Below are 17,614 nucleotides of genomic sequence, written 5' to 3' on the forward strand. Positions count from 1 at the left end.
ACACCGACGCACCGAAACGGCTGTGCCGGTCAACAAGCAACCATAGTCCCCACTGCTCGCATACACCTGTGCGCTGCTGTGTTAGGCCGACAGCACCGATTCACTGCGGCATGCGTTGCCACATCACCGGTAACCGCCCGCCATCGCCGACGGGCGGCGCAGCACGTCAGGTCATGCACCAAATCGCTCGACGGTGTCCCCAGGCCACGTGGCCGGTCCCGATCACCCTGGCCGACATCGGATGCCGCCGCGAAAAAGCCTGATTCCAGCTACCAGGAAATGATCCGCGCCCGCCTCGCGACTGTGGACGACCGTGCGGTCGTGTCCGTGCACAGCGATCGGATCCCTCCCCTCGATCAGCGGTCGCGTCTCCGCGCAGCAGCGGGCGGCCTTGTCTCCTCGGCCGTGTCCTCGGCACCGCTATCACCGGCCGTGTCCCGGCCGTGCGCCGGTCTCCGCACATCCGTGACCACCAGCATCCGTGCGCCACCGACCCAGAAAGGTAGGAACGAAATCACATGTCCGACAACACCGATGACGATGCCCCATCCCAGCCCGTCGACGCGGGGGTACCTGATCCTGGTGAGCGCGCCGAGCAGGCTTTCTCGGCGGATTCGTTGCATGTGGACGATCCCGGCGAATTGATCGTGGCAGTGCCCGCGATGGTCGGCTTCGTGCCCGAACGCTCGCTCCTAATCGCAGTCCTACGGAATGGGCCCGACCCTAACGGTGCGCCGGTCATCGATGCGGTGGCACGGTTCGATCTGTATGTCGACCGCGACGGCGACGAGCGACCGGGGTCGGCGGCCGCATACGCCGAGGCCGTCGCTCGGATCTGTGCCACGGAGGGCTCGTGCGAGGTACTGGCGGTGATCGTCGATGACCGGGCACTGCCACTACGCCCGGACCCTGACCGGCACCACGAAGGTGCCGGGGGCTACGCCGGGTTGATCGAGGCGCTCGCGCACCTGCTCGCCGACCAGCAGGTGCTGCTGGCCGGAGCGTGGGTAGTGCGATCAATCGAAGCGAACGAACCATGGTGGAGCCTGCTCGACACCGAACACGTTGGAACGTTGCCGGATCCGGCAGCCTCAATGGTGGCAGCGGCGCACGTGTTCCACGGGCGACCGATCCGCGCCACACGCTCCCAGCTGACCGATCTCCTCACCCCCGACAGCGAACTCACCGTGCGAGTCGCCGCCCACCTCGAACAGTCGATAGCGGCGGCGCACGACCGGTACGCGGCGGCGGTCCGCGCTGGTGATCCCGACGCCTATCACCGGCAAACGCTCGAACGGGTGCTGCGCCAGATCGCCGACACCGACTCCGGCACGAACCCCACCGCCCGCGAATACGCTGACCTGGCGGTAGCACTGCGGGACCGGGTCGTGCGCGACGCCTTGTTCGGGCTCGCCGACGGTGAGCACGCTGACGCCGCCGAACGCCTGTGGCTGGCGCTCTCGCACGCGACCACCGGCACCGACCGGGCCGATGCCGCAACACTTCTCGGGTTCAGCGCCTACATCCGCGGCGACGGCGTCCTCGCGGGAATCGCTATACAGGCCGCCCACGACGCAGACCCAACCCATTCCATGGCAATCCTGCTGGCGACCTGCCTGACCACCGGGATGCGACCCGAGACCGTGCGCCGCCTGGCGCACTGCGGTCACACCATCGCCGCCGACCTGGGCATCGACCTCGGACCAGGCACACGCTGACCTGAGTGCGCCCCAATCGCTTGCCAGGGGCCAACGCCGGGCCTGCACCGTCAGCCCCACTACGAGCCCACCGGTGAGCCGTTATCAACGCGGGCGGTTGATCAGAGGCGTGGCCAGTGGCGGCGCGTATGGAGTCGATGCCGCCGCGCATCGGGCCGCGCTCGCCCGCTCCGGTACCACGGTCGCGGTCCTGGCGACCGGAGTCGATCGCGCCTACCCGTACCCGCATGCGGGTTTGTTCGACGAGATCGCCGCGACCGGGCTGCTCGTCTCCGAATATCCAGCGGGGACCGCGCCAGCGAAATCGCAGTTCCTGGCCAGGAATCGATTGGTCGCCGCCCTCACCTCCGGGCTCGTGGTGACCGAGGCCGGACTCACTGGCGGGACCCGAAACACCGTGCGGTGGGCCAACCGGCTCACACGCCCGGTATGCGCCGTACCGGGGTCGGTCTACTCGTCGTCCTCGGCGGGCTGCCACGCGATGATCGGCGACGGCGAAGCCGAACTTGTCACCACCGCGACACAGATCCTTGATCGGCTCACCCGAACCACCGAACACCCAACACCAGGGTCGCGGCGCTCAACGCCACACCGCGACACACGTCACCGTCGCTGTCCCCGCGGTGCGGGTTCGTCGCTGTCCAGCCCGCCGGTCACACCGAGTCCCCGGTCCCGCTTCGCACGAGACCGGTGTTACCCCCGTCTTCGGAAAATCGCTTGCCTCCGTGCGCTTGTGACCACACTCATCCGCCAGTACCGATAGGAGATCACCCATGTCTGTCATCACTGCTGTCGAGACCATCACCGGCCGCGAGTACGAACAGTTGCTCTACACCGGCTCGGCCGGCCCGACCCCCGCGATCGAGGACTCCACGGTCCTCGACCAGTGGCGCGAGCAGTTCCCGCACTGGCGGGGCAAGTACTGGGCGTTCACCGGCACCGACCACGGGGTGCTGCGGTTGCGCCCGATCAACGTCGCCGCCCGCCAGCCAGCCGCAGTGCCCGCCTGACCACGGCCACACCACCGGTGTGATCGCCGGATCTCGCACCCGCTTTCGGCGGGGCGGACCCATTCGCCACGAATGGCTCTGCCCCGCCGTTCATTTCTCAGGAGCGTTCATGTCCGACACCGAAACCAGCACCGCCACAGCGGTCCTCGACCCCGACACCACCGAACCCGAATCCCGCCCCGACACCGAGACTGCCAGCAGCGGCGGTGGGTCACCGGCGGGTTTGCCGGTGATCGAGGCGGTGTGGATGCCGCCACAGGAGGTGGTGATCGCCGAGAACGTGCGCCGCAGTTTCGTCATCACCGACCATCCCGACCAGGTCGCCTCGATCGAGCAGTTCGGTGTCAAGGATCCGATCAACGCCACCCGCGAACCCGACGGATCGGTGCATGCCCAGGACGGTCAGGTCCGCATCCTCATCGCCCGCCACCTGAAGCTGGCGTGGATTCCGGTGTTCATCACCACCGCCCCGACCGGGCTCACCGCCAACGAACGCCGCGTCGAACGCACCCTGAGCCAGATCAATTTCAACCGCCGCATCCCACTGACCAAGGCCGACCACGCCGCCGGGGTCGCGCTCATGCTCGACCTCGGCGCGAGCGTCACCCGCGTCGCCAAGGCACTGCAGACCAGCCGCGAGGACGTCAGGAACCAAGCCAAGATCGCGGCATCACCCACCGCGACAGCGCTGCTGGACTCCGGGCAGTTCGGATTCGACGAACTCGCCGTCATCGGCCACTACGAAGCCCTCGGCGACACCGACGCCGTGCAACGATTGAACCGCTCCACACGGGCGGGATTCGCCATCGAGGTCAAACGGATCCTCGCCGAACGCGCCGCCCAGCGCGCCCGGATGGCAGCCGCACTGCTCTACGCCGGACACGGGTTCGGGATCCTGGACCACGAACCCGACACCAGCCGCGCCGACGCCGCGTTCATCCCCGCAGAATGGCTCGTGGATGCCGAGGGCGAGCCGGTCACGATCGAGCAGATCAACACCGACCCGACCCGCTGGGTGGTGTACCTGCATCTCAAGGCAAACGGGCAACTCGTCGAGAAGAACACCGGCGCGATCATCGACCCGGCCGCGGTCGACCCGCACACCCGCGACAATCCCGACGCGGCCCCCGCCGATGGCTTGCTCCACGCCAGCGCCGTCGAACCCCGGGACCGGTGGATCCCGTTGTGTTACCTGCCCGCCGATCAATTGCCCGACAGCGGCTTCCAGCTGCACCCCACCAACGCCACCGACACCGGCGACAGCGAGACAGCCGCCGCGGCAGTGCAGAAGGCGGCAACCGAGCGCGAGCAGGCCCGCCAAGACCGCGCCCGCGTCGAGGAGCTCAACATCCGAGGTGAGGCCGCGGCCGAACGCCGCGACGCCACACTGGTCAAGTTCCTCACCCGCCGCACCCCGCCGAACCAGGCCGCCGCGTTCGTGGCCGAATCCCTCGCCCACGAACTCGACACCCCAGTCTTACGGAAGGTGCTGCATGTACTCGGGGTCGGCGGCACGACCAAGGCTCTGGTCAACGCCATCAAAGCCGCGACACCAGCACGGGCGTGGGTGATCGTGACCGCCTTGATCATCGCCAAGCACGAAACCGGTCTCGACAAAACCCTGTGGCGCACCAACTCCGAAGCCACACAACGCTATCTGCACTTCCTCGCCGAAGCCGCCGCCACACTCGACTTCACCCTCACCGACGTCGAACAAGCCGCCGCCGGAGACCTCGACTACCACGACATCGATATCGCCGCCTGAACCCACGGCCAGATCGGCGGGGCTGGAGGTACCGATCCCCCTCACCTCACCAACTGCGTAGAGGCCGCAGGTGTGCCCGATTCCTGTTTCTCACCAACACCATTCGAGTCGGGTCGGGAACTGGCGAAGCAACCGCCATTGGCGGCAGGCCCCAGGCCTTCGTGCCGTAATCACCGTCATCGGAATCGGGCTGCCGCGCCCGCGCCGAGGTTCACGCCCGTTCCCGCAGGTTCGCCAATACCGACGGGTCGTTCACGCGGAACGCGACGGCGAACTGTCGTCGACACCCCTCACTGAACCCGTGAGCGCGAGGAGCCCGCGGGCGTTCCTCAAATCCCCTGCTGCCCAGAGCATCCGGGAACACCACTGTCCACTACACTCCTTGGAGGATCATCATGGCCGCAGACACGGTTATTACCGTCATCGGCAATCTCACTGCCGCACCCGAGCTGAGATACACACCCGCGGGCGTCGCTGTCGTGAACTTCACCGTCGCCTCGACCCCACGCTACCTCGACCGCACCACCAACGAATGGACCGACGGGGATCCGTTGTTCATGCCGTGCAGCATCTGGCGCGAGGCCGCCGAGAACATAGCCGAGTCGTCGCTGCCCCGCGGTGCACGAGTGATCGTGACCGGACGACTCAAGCAACGCAGCTACCAAACCCGCGAAGGCGACAAGCGCACCGTCGTCGAACTCGACGCCGACGAAGTCGCCGCATCGATGCGCTTCGCCACGGCGACGGTAACCAAAGCCAACCGGCGTACCAACTCTAGGACCGACACCACCATCAGCTCCCGCGCGAACTCCGATGATCCGTGGGCGTCGGCCGGCTCGCGTGAACCGGCGTTCGCCGGTACCGGTGAGGAGCCGAGCTTCTGACCCGATGATGCTTCCGCTCACCTCTCGTAGGAGGTGAGCGGGAGTCATCGGGTGGGCGGGATGCCCGTCTGGCCGTTCGTCCAGCCCGAACCGAGGGCTACCAGAGCGTCGCTCGACACGGCAGGGCCCGCGCCCGGCACCACCGAATTTCCCTCACCCCACGCACGCACGCCGCGGTCCCGGCTCGAAATTCGGTGGTGCACGCCCCGGCGCGTTCCCCACCACGCCGAACACCGCCCCGGTCGAAAACGCCCTCAGGCTGACCGCCCGGCCAGCCAACCATCCCTGTGGAATGTCACGTCCCAACGGGGATAGGTCATCTCCGCTCGCACGAAAGGCAAACCGTTGACCAACACCGCATCCCCGTCCTTCCTCGACGCGATCACCCACATCAACTGGCAACTCGAAGCCGGGCTACACGAGGACGCCCGAGACGCTTTCGAGCACGCCCTCACCACCCTCGCCACGACCGAGGACCTCCACCTCCTCGTCCGCCTCGCCGACACCTTCACCCACGCCCCCTACCTGAGTGCGCAAGCGCAACTGCGTTCGCTGTGGCGACGCGCCGACCCCGACCTTCGGACGTGGCTCGACATGTTCGTCACCCGCACCGACCCCGGCCTCTACCGGCCCACCGAGCAGCAACCCCGCTGGATCACGACCGTGCCCCTCACCGCCATCGACTCCCCCCTCCGCCGGGTGCTCGCCACCGACGACACACCGGTACTCAACCGCGAACCCTCCACCGGCACCGAGATCGCGGCCAAACGCGCGAGGCGGCGGCCCGAACATATCGAGGCGATCACCACCAAACGCCGTCCCGCGCACGAGGACCGGATCATCACCGAATACATCCGCACCCGCTTCCTGCGCGACACCGACCACCCCTACGAACCCTCACCATGGGATCGGCACTACGTACGCCAGGTCGCCGAGCAGGTCCGCGCCGAACGCGACCGCGCCGGGGAACGCACCCGCGACGACTTCGACACCGACGCGATCGCCCGCACCCGCACCGGCCTCGACATCCGCGACGACGACCGACCCGCCTACCTACCCAACGGCAACGGCCTGGACTACGACCACACCACCCTGGCACCACTGCAAGGGTGGGTGTGTGTGCACTGCTTCGGCGAACGCGCCTGCAGCGACCACTTCCGCACCGACACCACCGGCCACCGCCTCAGCGACGACGGACTCTGCCAGCACTGCCGCGACCACGACCGCACCGGAATCGCGCCACTCCCGGGAGGATTCACCCTCGCCGACGAAGTCGCCGCCTACTGCCAGCACCTCACCGACCACTACCCCGCCGCCGCCCCCGCACTGCTGTGCGACTTGAAGCAACGCTCCACCCGGACCGTGGCCGGGCTGGTCATGGCCTACCGCGACCGAGCCACGCAACCATCGGCATCGAGCACGCCGATCAGGACCTTGACTGCGGTGCAGTTACGGACCGGACGGTGCTGCTCCTGCCACACCCCCGGTCGCGACATCGACATCGACGACCTCTGCGGCGACTGCCGCGACCTCTACCGCACCGCCGCCTGACCCCTCCTCGTCTCCACACCGGCCCGCCTACAACGGGTCTCACATTCCCGGTCCGCCGCAGTGTCGCGCTCCTGCGGCGGACCGGACACCAACCACCGACCCCCTTCCAATCCGCCGTGGTGGAGGCCACCGAGCCCGCCGCGCTATGGACCAGAACCGCTCGCGCACAGCGACTCCCCGCCGCCCGGGATCACCGGCGCCTCGCGAGACCACGGTCCGTCGCGGCGCCCACTCCCCCAACGGACCAGCCACCACCAACCCGCACCGAATCACCAACCCCACCCACACTCCAACGCCCACAACTACACTCACCTCCATCCGCACACCACCACCACGCAACCCCACCCACACTCCAACGCCCACAACTACACTCACCTCCATCCGCACACCACCACCACGCAACCCCACCCACACCACCACCTCTCCTCCTCCTCACTTCCACCCTCACCACCCCACTCCCCCTCATTTCCACAAGCAGACCTCTTGCATCTGAGGTAACAATTCGGTAACGACCAGCGGTTTCGCTTGATTTGACAAAAAAATAGTCAAATCCAACCGCTGGCATTAATGGCCGGTGGGGTGCTTGATGGATATGTGACCGCGACGATTCATAAAGTCGCGGCGGGCAATGGGTATCAATATTATCTGCGCAATGTCGCCGCGAATGACGTGTCGGCTCGCGGCCGTTCCAGCCTCGCCGATTATTACTCCGCTCACGGAGAAGCTCCGGGCCGCTGGCACGGCACGGGCCTGGCCGCCTTAGGCATCCAACCCGGTGAGGAAGTCACCGAAGAACAGCTGAAATCACTGCTCGGACTGGGGCGTCACCCGAACGCGGACGTGATCGAAGCCCGCGTCTACGACGAGCAGATGTACCTCGGCGCCAAGCACAAAGACGCGGCGCGCGCCGCCGATCGAGCGTCGCGTTTAGGTGACCCGTTCCGGGTTTATGCGGAGGTTTCCGAGTTCCGGAAACGGTGCGCGAAAGCGTTCGCCAAACACAATTCCGTGCACGGATTCGACCCGCATGACGCTATTTCCGACGACGAACGTGCACTAATTCGGACCCGTGTCGCGTTCGAAATGTTCTGCGAAACCTACGATCGTGCACCCTTGGATGCGCGGGAATTGTCGGGGTGGGTGGCACGAAACTCGCGCCCGAATACCGTCGCGGTCGCGGGTTTCGATATCACTTTCTCACCCGTCAAGAGCGTCTCGGTGCTGTGGGCGCTGGCTCCGCGGACGGTAGCGGGCAAGATCGAGCTCGCGCATCAGCGCGCGGTACGCGACGCACTCGTCTGGCTCGAACGCAATGCGGTGTTCACCCGGCTCGGCCGCAACGGTGTGCGCCAAGTCGATGTCGAGGGCATCGTCGCCGCCTGTTTCACCCATCGCGACAGCCGTGCCGGGGATCCGGACCTGCACACCCACGTGGTGATCGCCAACCGGGTCCGCACGCTCGACGGCAAATGGCGCACCCTCGATGGCGCCGCGATCTACCAGGCGGTGGTCACCGTGTCGGAGATCTACAACACCCGCCTGGAACACCATATGCAGGACCTGGTGGGTGTCGAGTTCGCCGAACGCCCCACACCCGATCCGTCCAAGCGCCCGATCCGCGAAATCGTCGGTATCCCACAGCGTTTGATCACCACGTTCTCGCGCCGCGATACCACAATCACCACCCGCCTCGGCCAGCTCACCGCCGAGTTCCAACAGGCACGCGGACGCGAACCAACCCCCGGCGAAATCTACGACCTCGCCGAGCGCGCGACCTTGGAAACCCGCCCGATCAAGCACGCCCTACGGTCACTGGCCGAGCAGCGCCACGCATGGCGGGCCGAGGCCGTTGCCCTGCTCGGGGGCCGGGACGCGGTAGCGCGCATGGTCACCGCGGCCCTGAATCCGATCCGAACCGCCCGCCCCGCGATCACCGCAGACTGGATCACTCGCACCGCCGAGCACGTCATCGAGGTCGTTTCGGAGCACCGATCGACGTGGCAGCGCCACAATCTGCGCGCCGAAATCGAACGCCAACTCCGCGGACACGTGAACGGGCCAGAGTGGGAACAGGTCGCGGAAGCCGTTCTCACCGAAACGATCTCCCCAACACTCACGGTGGCTCGCGGTGACCCCGACCTCGCCGATGAACCCGAACTGCGAACGGTCCCAGTGTTGTTGGCGCGCCGCGACGGGACCAGTGTGTACACGTCCTCGGGCGCGCAGATCTACACCTCGGCGCGGACGTTGTCGGTCGAGCGGCAGCTGATCGAGATGTCACTGCAGCCCGGCGCACGTCAACTCCGACCCGATCTCGTCACCGCGGCCGTGGACCGCTACAACACCCGGAATCCCGAACGCCCGCTCAATGCCGGGCAGATCAGCGTAGTCGAGGGTTTCGCCTCCTCGAATCTGCGAGTACGCACCACCAACGCGCCGGCGGGAACGGGCAAGACCACCGCGATGGCCGTGCTCACCGACGCCTGGCACACCAGCGGCGGCCGGGTCCTCGGGTTGGCACCAACCGCGTCCGCGGCCGCCGAGTTGGGCAAAGCGATCGGCGCACGGGTCGAAACCGTCGACAAAGTCCTCGACATCCTGGACCGCCACACACCCAGCCCCGACAACCTCGCCCTGGACCGCGAGCAGCCGCCGTCGCTGCCGCAATGGATCCTCGACATCGACCCCGACACGCTGGTGATCGTCGACGAGCACGTCAAGATCGGCAACCTCAAACGCCTACGCCTGCTGCGATTCCTGCACGACCGCGGCGCCACGATCCGCTGCATCGGCGACCCACACCAGCTCGCATCAATCGAAGCCGGCGGCGCGGACACCGACATGGACGCGGCCGCACCCGAAGCGACCATGACACTCACCCACGTCGTGCGGTTCGCCTCGAACGCCGAAGCGACCGCCAGTTTGCAACTGCGCGAGGGTGATCCGGCAGCGCTGGGCTGGTATCTGGACAACGGCCGCATCCACGCCGGGCACGAAGGCGCCACCCACGACGACGCCTACACCGCCTGGATCACCGACCACCTCGCCGGTCCGCGACACCATCATGCTCGCCGCCACCCACGACATCGTCACCGAACTCAATGCCCGCGCTCGCGCCGACCGCATCACCCGCGACGGCGGTGTAGTGAGCGAGGAATGCGTTCTCGCCGACGGCCTCCGGGCCTCGGTTGGGGACACGATTCGCTCCCGCCGCAACAACCGGCGACTGCAAGTCGGCGACAACGATTGGGTCCGCAACGGCTACGCCTGGACCGTCACCGCTGTGCACTCGGATGGAAGTCTGACCGTGAAACGTCTGCGGTCGGACAACGAACTCGGTCACAGTGTGCGGCTTCCCGTCGACTATGTGGCCACCCATGTGCGTCTCGGGTACGCGACAACGATCGATTCCGCGCAAGGAATCACCGCCGACTCGTGTCATGTCGCGCTCACCGGAGGCGAATCCCTGCAACAGCTTTACGTCGCACTCACCCGCGGAATCCACGCCAACCACGCCTACGTACCGACCGCGTTGGACGGTTCGGAAGGCTCGTTCTGGTCCGAACCCGCCGCCTATCCGCGCACCGCCGTGGAACTAATGGTGCGCATTTTCGGGCGCGACGGCGCACAAAAGTCCGCGCACACCATGCTGCGCGACGCCCTGGCTCCGCACCAGCGAATCGGACGCGCACTCGACATCTACCTCGACACCCTCGGTGTCGCCGCCGAAAACGCCCTCGGCGCCGACGGACTCGAACGCCTCGACACCGCCGCGGAAGCGATTCGCGCGAACCTCACCGACAGCCCCGCCTACCCGGTGCTGCGGCAGCACCTGGCGATGATCGCGCTGTCCGGGCGTGACCCGATCAGCGCCTTGCGCACCGCCGCGGCTGCCCGTGAACTCGACTCCGCCGATGATGTTGCCGCCGTGCTGGACTGGCGACTGGATCCCTCCGGCGCGCACTCCACCACCGACGCGCCCCTGCCGTGGGCGTCCGGGATCCCGCGCGGGCTCCACGCGGAACTCGACTCCACCCAACTCGCTGCCCGCGCCCGCATCGTCACCGATCTCGCCACACAAATCCGTGACGACGTCCACACCTGGACACCCGCGTCCGCACCGCACTGGGCACGCCCACTCATCGGGCCGGACCCGCGACTGCTCGAGGATCTTGCCGTGTGGCGGGCCTCCCTGCACATCGACGACCGCGATCCGCGCCCCACCGGACCCGCCCGCTACACCCAGATCGAACGCGAACACCAAGACCTGCTCGACGCCCGCGTCACCGATACCCTCGGCGATATCCACTTGCCCGCCAACAAGTGGGCTCCGCTGGTCGCGCGCCTCGAATCCCGCATCCTCACCGACCCGTGGTGGCCGATCCTCGCCGACAAGATCGAGGTCGCCGACCGATCCGGAATCGACATCGAAACCCGATTGACCCGCGCCACTGCACAACGAGCGTTGCCCGACGACATGCCCGCCGCGGCCCTGTGGTCGCGACTCGAGCTCGAACTCGTCGCCGCCGAGGCCACCGACACCGACAACCTCACACCCGACTGGACCAACGAACTCCACCAAATCATCGGCGACGACACCGCACACCGCGTCATCAACGACCCCGCATGGCCGCGCCTGGTCGCCGCGATAGACCGCGCCACCAGCACCGACTGGACACCGCACGAACTCCTCACCACCGCACACGAACTCATCCTCGCCGCCCAACCCGACGACACCACACCCCTGCGCCCCGACCAACTCACCAACGCCCTCGCCTGGCGTATCGATGCACTCCTCCAGGAACTCACCCGCCCCGACCCACCCGATTCCCAACGCCCCCCGGAGCCCGCCATGCCCCCGCCCGAGCACCACCCCGGTCCCGAACCACACGATCCCTCGCAATACGACACCACTGCACAGCCGTCACCGCGCCCACCGATCCGGCCACCACAGACCACTGCCGAAAACCCACTATTCGACAGCGCCGCAACCATCGCCGCCCTGATCCAAACCGGTGACATGGCAGCGGCGCAGCGCGCCTTTCGCAACCTCGCCGACACCCTCACCGACGAACAACGCGACATCATCGAACACGTCGCGACCACCCTCTACCGCAACCACTTCAACGTCGCCGTCGCCCGACTGCGGTGGGCCGCAGACCAATACCCCCAACACCGCGCCCTCATCCATGCCTGCACACCCACCAGCGACCCGCACGTCTACCGACCAGCCGCCGACGACATCGCGACACCGGACCGGCGCGACCAACACCGGCGCGCCGCACGCGACAACCCCGACCGTGTCGACCGCACACTGCAGCGGCCACCATGCCCCGACACCGATATCACCGCCGCACGCGAATACCAGGACTACCTCGACACCCGCGGCGACGTCGACACCGACCCCGAACACCTACCCAAACCCGACGGAGTCCCGCACCGCTACTACCGCGAAAGACCATGGGAAGACCGCCATCCCGACTCCGAGGAACCCGACTACGACCGCCAAACAACGCGCAACACCCACGCACTGCCCTGTGTGTCCTGCGGCATCGGACGCGCCTTCACCGACAGCCGACCGATCCCACCACGCCGCAGCGACGACGGCCTCTGCGGCGAATGCCGCACCGACAACCAACTCGGCATCCCCGACCACCCACCCAACGACCACATCCACGCCCGCTGCGACCACATCGCCACCACCCACCCACCAAACACCATCCTGGGCCTGCTCAAACGCGACTGGCGCGCCGCCCGAACCCTCACCGAACGCCTCGCCATCGCCACCTGGGTCGACCAGCATCCCCTGCCCGACATCCCCATCGAGCCATCAGCACCACCGTCTGAGGTTCTCCCTGATCTGTCCGATCCGGTGCAGATGCTCACCGACGACCAACTCGCACAAGCCATCACCGACATCAGCCTGCGCATCCACCTCGCTGACACCGAAGCCATCCTCTACGGACCCGCACCCGGCACCGCATCCACGGACACAACAGCAGTCGACACCACCACCTGGCTGGAGAATGAACTCACCGAGCTCAACACCGAACAACACCGCCGCACCCAACTCACACCCGAACAAACCACCGCCGAACACGCCCGACGCGCCCAGTACCAGCACGCAAACATCACCGAAGAACCCACGGAATACGAGCCTGACCTGATCATCGATCCCGCCTTCGGCCACGACGACGACTTCGGGCTGTAGGCGATTCATCGACGACATCGGTGCACCCTTGCAGCTGGAGCCTGGAGGTGCTGTGTCCGCCCATCGGGGAACTCTGTCGCTAACTTTCGATTGTCGAGTTTCCGCCCGCCGTGGGCCGGATGACATAACCGCGGGCGGTTTACCCCTCGCCTCGTACATCAACGAGGTGGTCGAACGCCGAAAGAAAATCGGTTGCTGCCGTTCGTATCCTGGAAGGTCCCAGTAAACGCGGGAGTTCGGAGGCCCTTGGTGGTCATTGTTTCGGCGCAGTACCAACTGCCCCACCATATTTGGGTCGAGACCGCGGTCCTAGGCTCGCGCTTCGACACCTACATCGGCGCGGCGCGCGCGACCGTGGTCACACCTGCTCCAGAGGGCCTGGCGGACTCCGCGCGGCAGCCGTCCTTAAAGGGTGTGCCGGTGTCTGCGTGGGACCCAGCCACGCCTTGGACCACGACGTATGCCGCTTTCAATGTCGCCAACGCTACAGCGCTGCGCCATATCGGTCTGGAGCTGCGCGAAGACGGTCGGGACGTGCCGGTGCGGTTTCTGCACCAGCAGAATCAGGAGAACAGGATCGCTGACTACACGGCGAATATCATCGCGGAATGGTTCGCGGGGGTTGAGGACTGGGTGTCGGTCGTGACCGGCGAGGACATCAACCATAGACAGCCGGTGTTCGATGCCAACGTCATTGGCCCAGGGCTGCAGTTGTGGCGCGGGGGGAAGTGGCGCGACGGCGGCTTTCGGGTCATGACCCCGAGGCCCCAGCCCTTGTCTGCGGTCTTCCTGCAAGCCATTCTCGACCGGGTGGCTGACGGCGAGCAGCCCCCGGTGGAGCACCAGCTTCGTCGTGACAGCCTCGGCGCGTTCCGCCGCCGCGATTTTCGCAAGGCGGTTCTGGATGCGGCAACGTCTGTCGAACGATGCCTTATCGTTCTCATCGGCAAGATCGAGCAGCGCACGGGGAACAAGTGCACGGCCAGAAGCATCGTCAGCCGATCGAACTGGTTGGTGCGGCACGAGCCTTCCTACCAGCCGCACTCGGACCTCAACCGGCTCGCCGACTGCCGCAACGCCGTTATCCACGCGGGTGAGTCGGCGTCTGAAAGCGATGCGAGGTCAGCGGTTGAGGTGTCGATCGCCGTCGTAGACGCCCTCGGCGCGTCCCGGGATCCCCGGCAGCCGGTATCTGGTCTCTAACCACCGCCGCGACAGTCTGGTCCGCGTTGGATGCCGAGACCCGGTGTTGCTTGCAGTCCGACACACCGAGCAGCTGGTAGGTCGCCACCACCGAGGTAGGTGCCAAGTCGGCGCCGATGGGGCGCTTCAACGGCAATCCCGAAGATCGCCATCCTGGCGCAACTTTGGATTCGCGACAACGATCGCGCCGACTCTGATGTCGAAATCCCTGTGCCGGTGCCCGTTTCGGGAATTGACCCTATCGTCGGAACGCTCACCGTACGCGGGACCGCACAGCTTGTCGGCTCCGGCGCTCATCCCGGTTAGAATGAAAGTTGACATCAGATAGCGACACAAGGTCCAGGCTGGTGGCACCGAGTTAGTCGCGCAACATCTTGCTCATGACGCGGCACGTCGACCGAGGTGGGCGGGGCGTTGTCCACGACGAGAATCTGGGCATCTTGTCCAGGTCCTGCAAGCCAGCCGTGAAGCTCACGGCTTCAGTACTAGCTTCTGCCACATTTTCGGACGAGGACACGAAGCCCGAAGCCCCGAGGTCAAGAGATGCCCAGCAGGCGAATCCGGTTGTACAGCGTGGACCGGCTCACGCCGAGGTGAGAGGCAGCACGGGTTCTGTTTCCGTCCACGCTCCGGAGCGCCGCCAGTATCACGTCGCGTTCAGCCTCCTCTCGCGCAGTGAGCAGTCGCCAGCCTTCCCGATAGGTCGGCGGCAGATCCCCTTGGCCGATATCGCCGTGCGAGTGCGCCTCAGCGACCGTCTCTACGACCCTCTGCAATTCGACCGAATTGCCATGCCAGTCTTGACTGGCCAGCGCCCCGAGTGCCGCGGGAGTGAATCGGGCAGTCTGCCCCGGCAGGATCATGGACAGCATGCGATTGGCGATTGCGGGAATCTCGCCGCGCCGCGATCGCACCGGCGCCAACGCCTCTTGGCGAGCAATTGCCGGTCCCAGTACGGAATGGGCTCTGTCCCACTCGCGCCCAGGGATGGCGGTGAGGACAGTGCGGGGAGCCTGCCGACGAAGCCGGGATGCGAGGTGCAGGATCTACGATTCGCCAAGAAGGTGGACGTTCTCGACAATTGCGCTACCGTGCCCACGTGACAACGCGATACCCAGCATCCGGTTGAATTTCGTCGCTTGCTGGGCACGATGCCGTCGAGGACAGTGACATCCGGTGTCGCGATCACATCCCGGGCTTTTGTGGTTCGCCCTGACCCACGCTCGCCGATCACGAGAACCGGCCAAGAGTCGGAGTAGGCTTTCTGACTCTGACCAACGCCCAACTGCGGCGAGCGTCGCGTCAATGACGCGACCACTTCGACTCCGTCCGCGACGATCCAACGGACATCGACATCCTCACCAGAGGTCAGGCGGAGGACATCGACATGCCGCCCGGTCCGTAGGACGTCGTGGGCGAGTACGCGCAAGGCTGCGTGATCAGCGTCGTCCAGGAGATCAATGGCCACGGAAGTCGCGAGGACGGAACCATCTCCCAACGCCACTTTCACTCCCGCCCCACCTGCCGCAGCGAATGCGGCAGCCAGGAGTTGATGCTTGCGCGGGGTTGCCTCGACCAGCTCTGCGATTACGTCGGCCACCGCGCGATAGCTCCGAAGAGGCGATCGTCGGCGTTCCAGTGGAAGCAGATATCGAGGGCACCGACCCTACGGTTGGTGAACGGGTGGCGTATCGGCTGACCGTGGCAGCCGAACAACTTGAACCCTTTCGTGGAAGCGTTCTTCGCCAATGACCGATACATCCTGTCGTATCTCCAATGGCGTACCGATCGCATTCGTCTGGCCGCCCTGCGCCGGACCGGCCGCCAGGTCGACGACGAGGCCCTGGCACACATCTGGCCGACCCGCCACGAGAACGTGCATTTCTACGGCACCCACTCAGTAGACATCGACGGCGAGCTCGCCCAGCTCGATACTGACGGCTACCGGCCGCTGCGGCTGCCTGGGTAGAAGGTCTCGTCAGTCGCCTTGGTCGTGGTGAGTGGGCGCTTGTGGTGGTCACGAAACCCGTGGGTGCGCGTACCGCGGCGAAACTGGCGGCCTCGATACCCTCGTCGTTCAGGGTGGCGGCGAGCGTGTCGAGGCTGCCACGGGTCCGGGCGCCGAGGGTCACCGAAATCCCTCGCCCGAAGACGCGGAGGATCTCCATCCGAGGCCCAGACCCGCTCCCGCGATAGTGATGCCGACACGGGAACTGTTCTTTGCTACCGCTGCTGGCCGGGGGTGGCAGGCGCCGAGATCAGCTTGTCGATCTGGTCGGCGAGGGCGTCGACGCCCTGGGGGCCGTTGGTGGACAAGACGTTGGTGGTGGGCTCGTGGTGAACCTCGACACTGGCGGGGTTGGGCTTGTGCAGGTTGTGGATTCCGGCCTGTTCGAGGGCCTCGTCGATGTAATAGGTGAGCCGGGTCTGCTTGCCAGGGACGTGGAGGTATCCGTAGTCCTCGGCGGCGCGCTCGGCGGCCTGGGGGACGGTGCTCACCGTGGTGCCCGCGAACGGGTTGTCGGCCAGTTCGTACGGGTTGCCGTCCCGGTCGATGCGGAACCGGGTCGAGGTGAGGATGACCGGGGCATGGCAGATGAGCGAGATGAGCACGCCATTGTCGCGCAGGGTATGCAGGATTTCGCCGACCCAGGGGTCATCCCGGAAGCTGATCATGGGCGCGTGGCCGCCGGGTGCGTGGACGAAGTCGAAGCCGGCCAGGTCGAAGTCGTCGGCGGGGTCGCGGTGGCGTTCGACGATCTGGCGGGCGGACAGGTAGGTGTGCCGGGGCATCCGGGACAGGCGGGCGGCCAGTTCCGGGTGCAGAGCGGCGGCGTCCTTGTCGGTGCCGGGGAGCACGGCCGATAGCTCGACCTGGCCGAGGTGCCTTTCCAGCAGGCGAAGCTCATTCTCGCGGCGGGCGGCGAGAGTCGCGTACCGGTCGCGGTAGGCGGCGAGATCGAACTCGGCAGCGGCCTGCAGTTGCCGCGCCTGACCTGTGGTGGCCGCGAGGTCGGCCAGCGCGTGGTACGGCAGCGCGGTGCCGTTGATGTCGAGTTGGGGCACGCTCCCGTCGGGTGTGGCGAGGGTGAACTCGTGGGTGTCCTGGAACCGGCGGAGCACTTCGGCCAGCTCGACCAGGTAGAAGCCGATCGACACTGAGGCGACGCCGGCCGGCTCGGCCAGGGGCAGGTCGCCCCCGGAGGGTATGAGGATCAGGGCCTTGCGCTTGTTCATCCCGGACATGTCGGACGTTCCTTTCGATGCTCGCC

Annotated in this window: 12 protein-coding genes; 9 read left to right on the forward strand and 3 right to left on the reverse strand. The window is 66.5% G+C overall.

Features of this window, described 5'->3' with window-relative positions; genetic code table 11:
- Positions 1 to 518: 518 nt before the first annotated feature.
- From NP3_RS35970 to NP3_RS36005, 8 genes are all read left to right on the forward strand, one after another.
- Complete coding sequence (locus NP3_RS35970; protein ID WP_063046186.1) at positions 519 to 1,718, forward strand: DUF4192 domain-containing protein; 1,200 nt, start codon at positions 519 to 521, stop codon at positions 1,716 to 1,718.
- 73 nt (positions 1,719 to 1,791) lie between these two features.
- Positions 1,792 to 2,481: a DNA-processing protein DprA gene (locus NP3_RS51660; RefSeq protein ID WP_373864806.1), complete on the forward strand. Its 690-nt coding sequence runs from the start codon at positions 1,792 to 1,794 to the stop codon at positions 2,479 to 2,481.
- Positions 2,482 to 2,491: 10 nt separating this feature from the next.
- Positions 2,492 to 2,728 (forward strand): hypothetical protein, encoded by a 237-nt coding sequence (locus NP3_RS35980; RefSeq protein WP_063046188.1) that lies wholly within the window; start codon positions 2,492 to 2,494, stop codon positions 2,726 to 2,728.
- Between the two features lie 109 nt (positions 2,729 to 2,837).
- Positions 2,838 to 4,493 (forward strand): ParB/RepB/Spo0J family partition protein, encoded by a 1,656-nt coding sequence (locus NP3_RS35985; RefSeq protein WP_063046189.1) that lies wholly within the window; start codon positions 2,838 to 2,840, stop codon positions 4,491 to 4,493.
- 395 nt (positions 4,494 to 4,888) lie between these two features.
- Positions 4,889 to 5,377, forward strand: coding sequence for a single-stranded DNA-binding protein (locus NP3_RS35990; protein WP_063046190.1), 489 nt, complete (start codon positions 4,889 to 4,891; stop codon positions 5,375 to 5,377).
- Positions 5,378 to 5,722: 345 nt separating this feature from the next.
- Positions 5,723 to 6,928: a hypothetical protein gene (locus NP3_RS35995; protein ID WP_063046191.1), complete on the forward strand. Its 1,206-nt coding sequence runs from the start codon at positions 5,723 to 5,725 to the stop codon at positions 6,926 to 6,928.
- Between the two features lie 594 nt (positions 6,929 to 7,522).
- The gene (gene mobF / locus NP3_RS50860) at positions 7,523 to 10,789 is read left to right on the forward strand and encodes a MobF family relaxase (RefSeq protein ID WP_245721249.1); all 3,267 of its coding nucleotides are present in this window, start codon (positions 7,523 to 7,525) and stop codon (positions 10,787 to 10,789) included.
- A gap of 2,599 nt (positions 10,790 to 13,388) precedes the next feature.
- Positions 13,389 to 14,342, forward strand: coding sequence for a hypothetical protein (locus tag NP3_RS36005; RefSeq protein WP_063046193.1), 954 nt, complete (start codon positions 13,389 to 13,391; stop codon positions 14,340 to 14,342).
- 126 nt (positions 14,343 to 14,468) lie between these two features.
- On the opposite strand, the gene NP3_RS48460 is transcribed toward NP3_RS36005, so the two are convergent.
- Positions 14,469 to 14,696 (reverse strand): transposase, encoded by a 228-nt coding sequence (locus NP3_RS48460; RefSeq protein ID WP_373864807.1) that lies wholly within the window; start codon positions 14,694 to 14,696, stop codon positions 14,469 to 14,471.
- Positions 14,697 to 14,878: 182 nt separating this feature from the next.
- Positions 14,879 to 15,256 carry a helix-turn-helix domain-containing protein gene (locus NP3_RS36010; protein ID WP_444980797.1) on the reverse strand — a complete coding sequence of 126 codons (378 nt, stop codon included), beginning with the start codon at positions 15,254 to 15,256 and terminating at the stop codon, positions 14,879 to 14,881.
- A gap of 803 nt (positions 15,257 to 16,059) precedes the next feature.
- On the opposite strand from NP3_RS36010, the gene NP3_RS36020 reads away from it, so the two are divergent.
- Positions 16,060 to 16,311, forward strand: a complete 252-nt coding sequence (locus NP3_RS36020) for a hypothetical protein (protein WP_157124784.1) — start codon at positions 16,060 to 16,062, stop codon at positions 16,309 to 16,311.
- A gap of 254 nt (positions 16,312 to 16,565) precedes the next feature.
- Here the strand turns inward: NP3_RS36020 and NP3_RS36025 are convergent, their stop codons facing one another.
- The gene (locus tag NP3_RS36025) at positions 16,566 to 17,588 is read right to left on the reverse strand and encodes a type 1 glutamine amidotransferase family protein (RefSeq protein WP_063825008.1); all 1,023 of its coding nucleotides are present in this window, start codon (positions 17,586 to 17,588) and stop codon (positions 16,566 to 16,568) included.
- Positions 17,589 to 17,614 lie beyond the last annotated feature (26 nt).

Source organism: Nocardia pseudovaccinii NBRC 100343 (assembly GCF_001613225.1).
In the GTDB taxonomy this organism is placed as follows: Bacteria; Actinomycetota; Actinomycetes; order Mycobacteriales; family Mycobacteriaceae; genus Nocardia; species Nocardia pseudovaccinii.